The following is a 5,778-nucleotide window of genomic DNA, read 5'->3' on the forward strand; positions in this document are numbered from 1 at the left end:
TGAGCAGCATCACCCAGGCGAGCGCCGAAGCGTAGCCCATCTCAAAGTGCGAGAACGCCTTGCGGTACAGGTACAGCGAATAGAGCAGCGTCTGGTCGAGCGGACCGCCTTCCCCGCGGGAAATAATGTAGGCCGGCGTAAACGTCATAAATGCCGAGATCGTCTGCAGCGTCAGGTTGAACAGGATGATCGGGCTCAGCATCGGCAGCGTGATGTTGAAGAACCGTCGGATGGCATTGGCGCCGTCCACGCCCGCTGCCTCATAGTAGTCTTTCGGTATATTTTTCAGCCCCGCCAGGAAAATGATCATCGACGAGCCGAACTGCCACGTGGACAGGGCGATCAAGGTCCACAGCGCGGTGCTCGGATTGCCGATCCACGAGGTCGAGGTGTGGATGCCGATCAGGTTCAGGAAGGAATTCACCAGCCCCTGATCCCCGAAGATCTGCTGCCACATGATCGACACCGCGACGCTGCCGCCGATCAGGGACGGCAGGTAGAAGGCGGAGCGGTACAGCCCCACCGCTTTCGTAGCCACGTTCAGGATCATGGCGACGAACAGGGCAAAGATCAGACGGAGCGGCACGCTGGCCAGCACATACGTAAAGGTGACCTGAAACGATTTGCCGATTTTATCGTCTTCCATGAACATTCGCTTGTAGTTGTCCAGGCCGAGCCAGTTCGGCGCCTCCATCAGGTTGTAGTCGGTGAAGGAATAGTACAGCGAAGACAGCACCGGATACAGCGTAAAGATCAGAAAGCCCAGCACGAACGGAGACGTGAATACGTAACCGGTGAGGTGCTCGTTATCCCGCAGCCTTTTCATTATCGTCAACCCCTAAGCTTACAAAATTGGATACGTACGGTATTGAGAGCGAAAGTAGCCCATTGTTGAAGAAACTACGGCTTTTCCTCTGGAACTAGAGAGTTTATAGGGCACGTTCTCTCATCTAAGCCAAAAGGAAGGAGCCGAACCCGACCGGGGCCCGGCTCCTTCAGGCAGTATGAGGATTCCCCTTCAGGTTATTTCTGGCTGCGGGCCAGGATGGCATTGGCCTCTTTACGGAACTCCGCCGCCGCCTGGTCGATCGGAATTTTCTTGAACAGAATCTTTTCGCTCAAATCCCGCAGAAGCTTCTCGACTTCCACCGATCCGATCGGGTTCGGCGGGTCAGCGGGGCTGCTGTTCGATTCGGCCCAGGTGACATAATCAAAGATTTTCGCTTCGTTCTCAGTCAGGATCGGCTTCAGCGCATCCTTCACTTTGGAGGATACCGGCACCCCGCGTTCGCCCTTGATCAGCTTGTTGGCTTCGATGTCGTTGATGAAGAAGCTGATGAACTTGGCCGCTCTTCCTTCTGCTTGGACGATTCCGCGATGGAGGGTTGGACCAGCCGATGCCGGAGATGGAGTGGCCGAGAACGATTTCGTCCTCTTCGGCGACGCCCTTCTTCTGCGCTTCTTTATCGAGGGAGAGGATGTAGCCCTTGTCATACCATTGCTGATATCGCGTGAAATAATCGATAAAAGCCTGGTCGTCGGCATAGCCGATCGTTTTGCCGTCGTCGCTGTACATTTTCTGGCCGATCGTTCTCAGGTAATACGGGAAGAACACCTCGTGATGATAGGCGAATCCACCGATCTGGAAGCCTTTGGCCTTGGCTTGCTCCCCAAGCTTGCCCATATCGTCCCAGGTCCAGTCTTTGGACGGGATGTCGATGCCGTTCTTCTTCATCGTCTCGACGTCGAAGGTCGTCTGCAGGGCGTTGACCCCGAGGTTCATGGCGACGAGCTTGCCGTCGACCTCTCCGCCCTTCAGGGCGTTCTCGCTGACGTCGGCGACATTCAGCGTGCCGCTGTCAGTAAACGGCTTCAGGTCGGCCAGCTGGTTGCGGCTGGCGTACTGGCTCAAATACGAAATGTCCATCTGGATGATGTCCGGCAGCCCGCCGGCGACGGCTTGCGGCGCGAGCTTCTTCCAATAGTCGTCGAACGGCGCGTATTCGGGCTCGATCGTGACGTTTGGATGCTGCTTCTCGTACATTTCGATCACTTTCAGGGTGTAATCATGTCTGGATTGGCCGCCCCACCAGGCGATGCGAAGCTTGACCGGATCTTTGCTCTCGCCGGCCGATGTAGTCGTCGCAGGCGCGGCGTCGCCTCCGCTGGCCGATTTGTCGCTGCTGCCCCCGGCGGAACAGCCGATCAGGCCGGTGATTAAGGAAAAAAGAAGAACGGCGCTTAACGCTTTTCTCATGTCATTTCCTCCCCCATAGGATTAACGGTAGATTGGTGTGCTTTATCTGATACTGCTTACATTTCCAATTATCAACGCTTGCGGCGATCTGGGTAAGGAAAAAAACCGACCTGTTTGTTTAAAAAGCAGAGATGCCGCCCGTCAGCTTCCGGATATACTCCGACGGCGTGCAGCCCATCTGTTTTTTGAACACCTGGCTGAAATACTGCGGGTTGTCGCCGAAGCCGAGCTGCTCGGCCATCTCGAATATTTTGGCATCGGGGTTTTCGGCCATCAGCTCGGTCGCCCGCTGGATACGGATGCGCATGACGTAGTTGGAGAACTTCTCGCCGGTCTCCTTTTTGAACAGCTTGCCTAGATAGTCGGCGTTCATGTACAGCATTTCGTGCGCGACGAGGTTCAGCGACAGGGAGGCGTTGCCGATCTGCTCCTCTACGATGTCAATCACCTTCCGCACGATGGCGTTGTATTTGAACGCGTTCCGTTCGTAGTTGCGCCCGGTCATATCCCGGACCGTCTCCTCCAGGAACGACTGAATCGCCTGCAGCGAGCCCATGTCGGCAATCTCGGAGATCCGCTTGTAGGCCTCCGCCATCCGTTCCGGTCCGTCCAGGCGCACCAGCGCGGCATACATCGAAATCGCGTACGACTTCGTCATTTCGATGCTGAGCTGGGCCCGCTTGAGCTCGGCGATGAACTCGGCCAGGGCAAGCGCCGCCTCCTCGCGGTCACCCGAGCGAACGGGCAGCATCAGGCGCTCTTCGTCAAAGGCGAACTCGCTGACGCCGCCGTCGGGCACAAACGTGTCCTTCCGTGTAATGATCCCGCTCTCGTCCAGATAGAAGCGGTAGTTCAGGCACTGCAGCGTTTCGCGGTACAGCTTCCGCGCGGACGTGATCGGACCGGGATCGCTGACGGCGACGGTCACGTTCATTTTGTAATACAGCCGGAAGGTTCGGCAGATGTCCTGCAGCCGGCTGTGAAGCAGCTCCTGGTCCTCCGGATCGGAGATGAGGATCAGTGCGTGGTCGCCCAGCGTCGTGCTCATCAGCGTCGTTTGCAGCAAATCCTCGGCAATATTTTTGACGGCAAATTGGTGCTCGTAATCGGCTTCGCCCTCAATATGGCAGAGCAGCAGCCGGACGGGACGTCCGAAGTCGCAGGGAAGCAGGCTGCGGTATTCCTCGAGATCACGCCGTCCGTAGGTTTTATTGGTGACGAACTCGCGGAGGACCTGTTCTTTGACATGGGGGATGACTTTCTCAAAGCGGCGTTTCATGTCCAGAGTAAAGGCTTCCCGCCGGCGCTCCTGATCCAGCTCGGCCGTCACTTCCTTCAGCGCCTCGGCGATTTTGGTCTCGTCGGTCGGCTTGAGCAGGTAATGCTTGACCCCGTACTGCATGGCCCGGTTGGCGTATTCGAACTCCCCGAATCCGGACAGCAGCACAAATTTGACGTTCGGGTGGGTGGCATAAGTCTGGGCGACGAGCCCTAGACCGTCGAGTCCGGGCATCCGGATATCGCTGATAACGATGTCCGGCGGATCGGCTGCGATCAGGTCGTAAGCCTGCAATCCGTTCTGGGCCGTTCCCGACAGCTCTGTCCCGAAGGCCTGCCAGTCGACCATTTGCGAAATGCCGTCCAATATGATGCGTTCATCATCCACCAATAGCACTTTATACATGCTCGGATCCCTCCATTTCTTTCGGTAACCTGATATGAATGCGGGTCCCCTGACCCGGGGCACTGTCGATGAAGAGCCCGTAATTCTCACCGAACGCAAAGCGGATTCGCTCGTCGATGTTGAGCAGGCCGATGCCATTCCCCGCCGTGGTCAGTCTGCCTTCCCGCAGCAGCTCAAGCGTATCTGACGCCATGCCCGGGCCGTCGTCTTCGACGATGAGGATAAACGCGTCCGCTTCCTCCCGGCTGGTCAAGGAAATGGTGCACGTGCCAACGGAAGGCTCCAGCGCATAATGAATCGCGTTTTCGAGCAGGGGCTGGAGCGTCAGCTTCGGAATTTTCCGGAAGTGCTCCCGTTCGGAAACGTCCATGTGGAAGGACAGTCGCTCTTCAAAGCGGAATTTCTGGATCGTGATATAATGCTGCACCATTTCCAGCTCCTCCTTCAGCGTCAGAATTGGCTCCTTCAGGCTGACCGAATTGCGGAGCAGAAACGCCAGCGCCTGCACCATTTGCGAAATTTGCGTCTGCTTGTTGATTTTGGCCATCCAGTTGATGGACTCCAGCGTGTTGTCAAAAAATGCGGGTTGATCTGCGCCTGCAGCGCCTTGAACTCGGTCTCCTTGATCAGGAGGCGGCTGGCGTAATTTTCAGTGATCAGGTCGTTGATCCTCTCCACCATAAGGCGGAACGTCCGGTGCAGCAGGCCGAGTTCGTCCATCGCGGGCGGCTCCTGATCGCCGGCAAGAATGTTCGCTTCGGCGAAGTTCCCCTTCTCTGCGAGCTTCATGCGGGCGATCAGATTCTCGATCGGGCGGGTCAACCCCCGGGAGAAGCGGATGCCCCACAGAATAGCGAAGGCAAATATCAGAATGAAGACGCCGATAACGATTTCCTTGATCAGGACGATCTGCTTGAAAATTTGGTTGAACGGGGTCACGTTCAAATAGGTCCACCCGGTTGCAGTGGAACGGTTGTAGGCGACAAAGTACGTTTTTCCCTGAACTTCCTTGATAAAATATCCGGTCTCGGATGTGATGGAGCTCTGGATGAGGGCGGGATCGAAATGCGGCTGCGAGGGATAAATGACGTCTGGCCCGGAGGTCACGATGAGGTCGCCTTCCCCGGCGCCAAGCTCGTGCACGATCCGCTCCATGTTGATCCGCATGAAAATGGTGCCGATATCCTGCAGGTCGAACATGGTGCCCGAGTAGGAACGGATTTGACGGGCCAGGATCAGGGCCGGATCGGATGCGTCGGGGAAGGTCCAGCGCGCCTGGCCTTCGGCGTTATCCGCCAGCCTGAGGATTACGTCCCGCTTTCCGGCCTGGATGGGAACCAGGCTGCCGACATCCTGCTGGGCCCCGGCCGCATCGATCATGTGGATCGAGTAGAGGGAGGGCTCGGAACCGACATAGGTGAGGAGCCTGTCGACCATGTGCTTGCGCAAGGTCAGGCGGTCGTAATCGGAGTCGCTTGTGGCGATGGATTTGAGCTGGGACTGAATCTGCGTGTCGGTGATGATGCTGAAGGACAGCTGCTCGAGGCGTTCCAGCTCTTTCTCAATCGCAGAAGACGACAGGTACAGTACGCGCGAGGACTTCACGTACAGCTGCTCGTCGTACACCGAGAAGGCGTACTGCTGCACGATCAGGGCAAAGGCAAAGGTCATGGCAACGATAAATAGCGATCAGGATGGACAGCTTGTTCTTGATTTTCTATATGCCTGAAACGGACTCTTCCAAGTCTGCACGGCTACTCCCTCCGCCCGCCTAGGCGGGATTTTTGTACAACATTATGTCATCGCTTTGGAAACGCTGTCAACAGGCAGGAGAGGC

6 protein-coding genes are annotated in these 5,778 nt (G+C 56.8%); all 6 read right to left on the minus strand.

Annotation, left to right across the window (positions count from 1 at the left end; all coding sequences use genetic code 11):
- The coding region (locus CPT76_RS20470; protein WP_105444260.1) for a carbohydrate ABC transporter permease at nt 1-826 on the minus strand (826 nt) is incomplete at its 3' end.
- A 197-nt stretch (nt 827-1,023) separates the two neighbouring features.
- The gene (locus tag CPT76_RS40185; protein WP_258168692.1) at nt 1,024-1,281 is read right to left on the minus strand and encodes a hypothetical protein; all 258 of its coding nucleotides are present in this window, start codon (nt 1,279-1,281) and stop codon (nt 1,024-1,026) included.
- Complete coding sequence (locus CPT76_RS20475) at nt 1,232-2,257, minus strand: ABC transporter substrate-binding protein (protein ID WP_258168693.1); 1,026 nt, start codon at nt 2,255-2,257, stop codon at nt 1,232-1,234. The genes CPT76_RS40185 and CPT76_RS20475 overlap by 50 nt, the downstream gene beginning before the upstream one ends.
- Nucleotides 2,258-2,375: 118 nt before the next feature.
- The gene (locus tag CPT76_RS20480; protein ID WP_105444261.1) at nt 2,376-3,941 is read right to left on the minus strand and encodes a response regulator; all 1,566 of its coding nucleotides are present in this window, start codon (nt 3,939-3,941) and stop codon (nt 2,376-2,378) included.
- Nucleotides 3,934-4,488, minus strand: a complete 555-nt coding sequence (locus CPT76_RS40190; protein ID WP_258168694.1) for a sensor histidine kinase — start codon at nt 4,486-4,488, stop codon at nt 3,934-3,936. The genes CPT76_RS20480 and CPT76_RS40190 overlap by 8 nt, the downstream gene beginning before the upstream one ends.
- Nucleotides 4,407-5,612 (minus strand): cache domain-containing sensor histidine kinase, encoded by a 1,206-nt coding sequence (locus CPT76_RS20485; protein WP_258168695.1) that lies wholly within the window; start codon nt 5,610-5,612, stop codon nt 4,407-4,409. Before CPT76_RS20485 ends, CPT76_RS40190 begins: the two co-directional genes overlap by 82 nt.
- Nucleotides 5,613-5,778 lie beyond the last annotated feature (166 nt).

The sequence above is a fragment of the Paenibacillus sp. AR247 genome, assembly GCF_002968895.1.
GTDB lineage: Bacteria > Bacillota > Bacilli > Paenibacillales > Paenibacillaceae > Paenibacillus_AQ > Paenibacillus_AQ favisporus.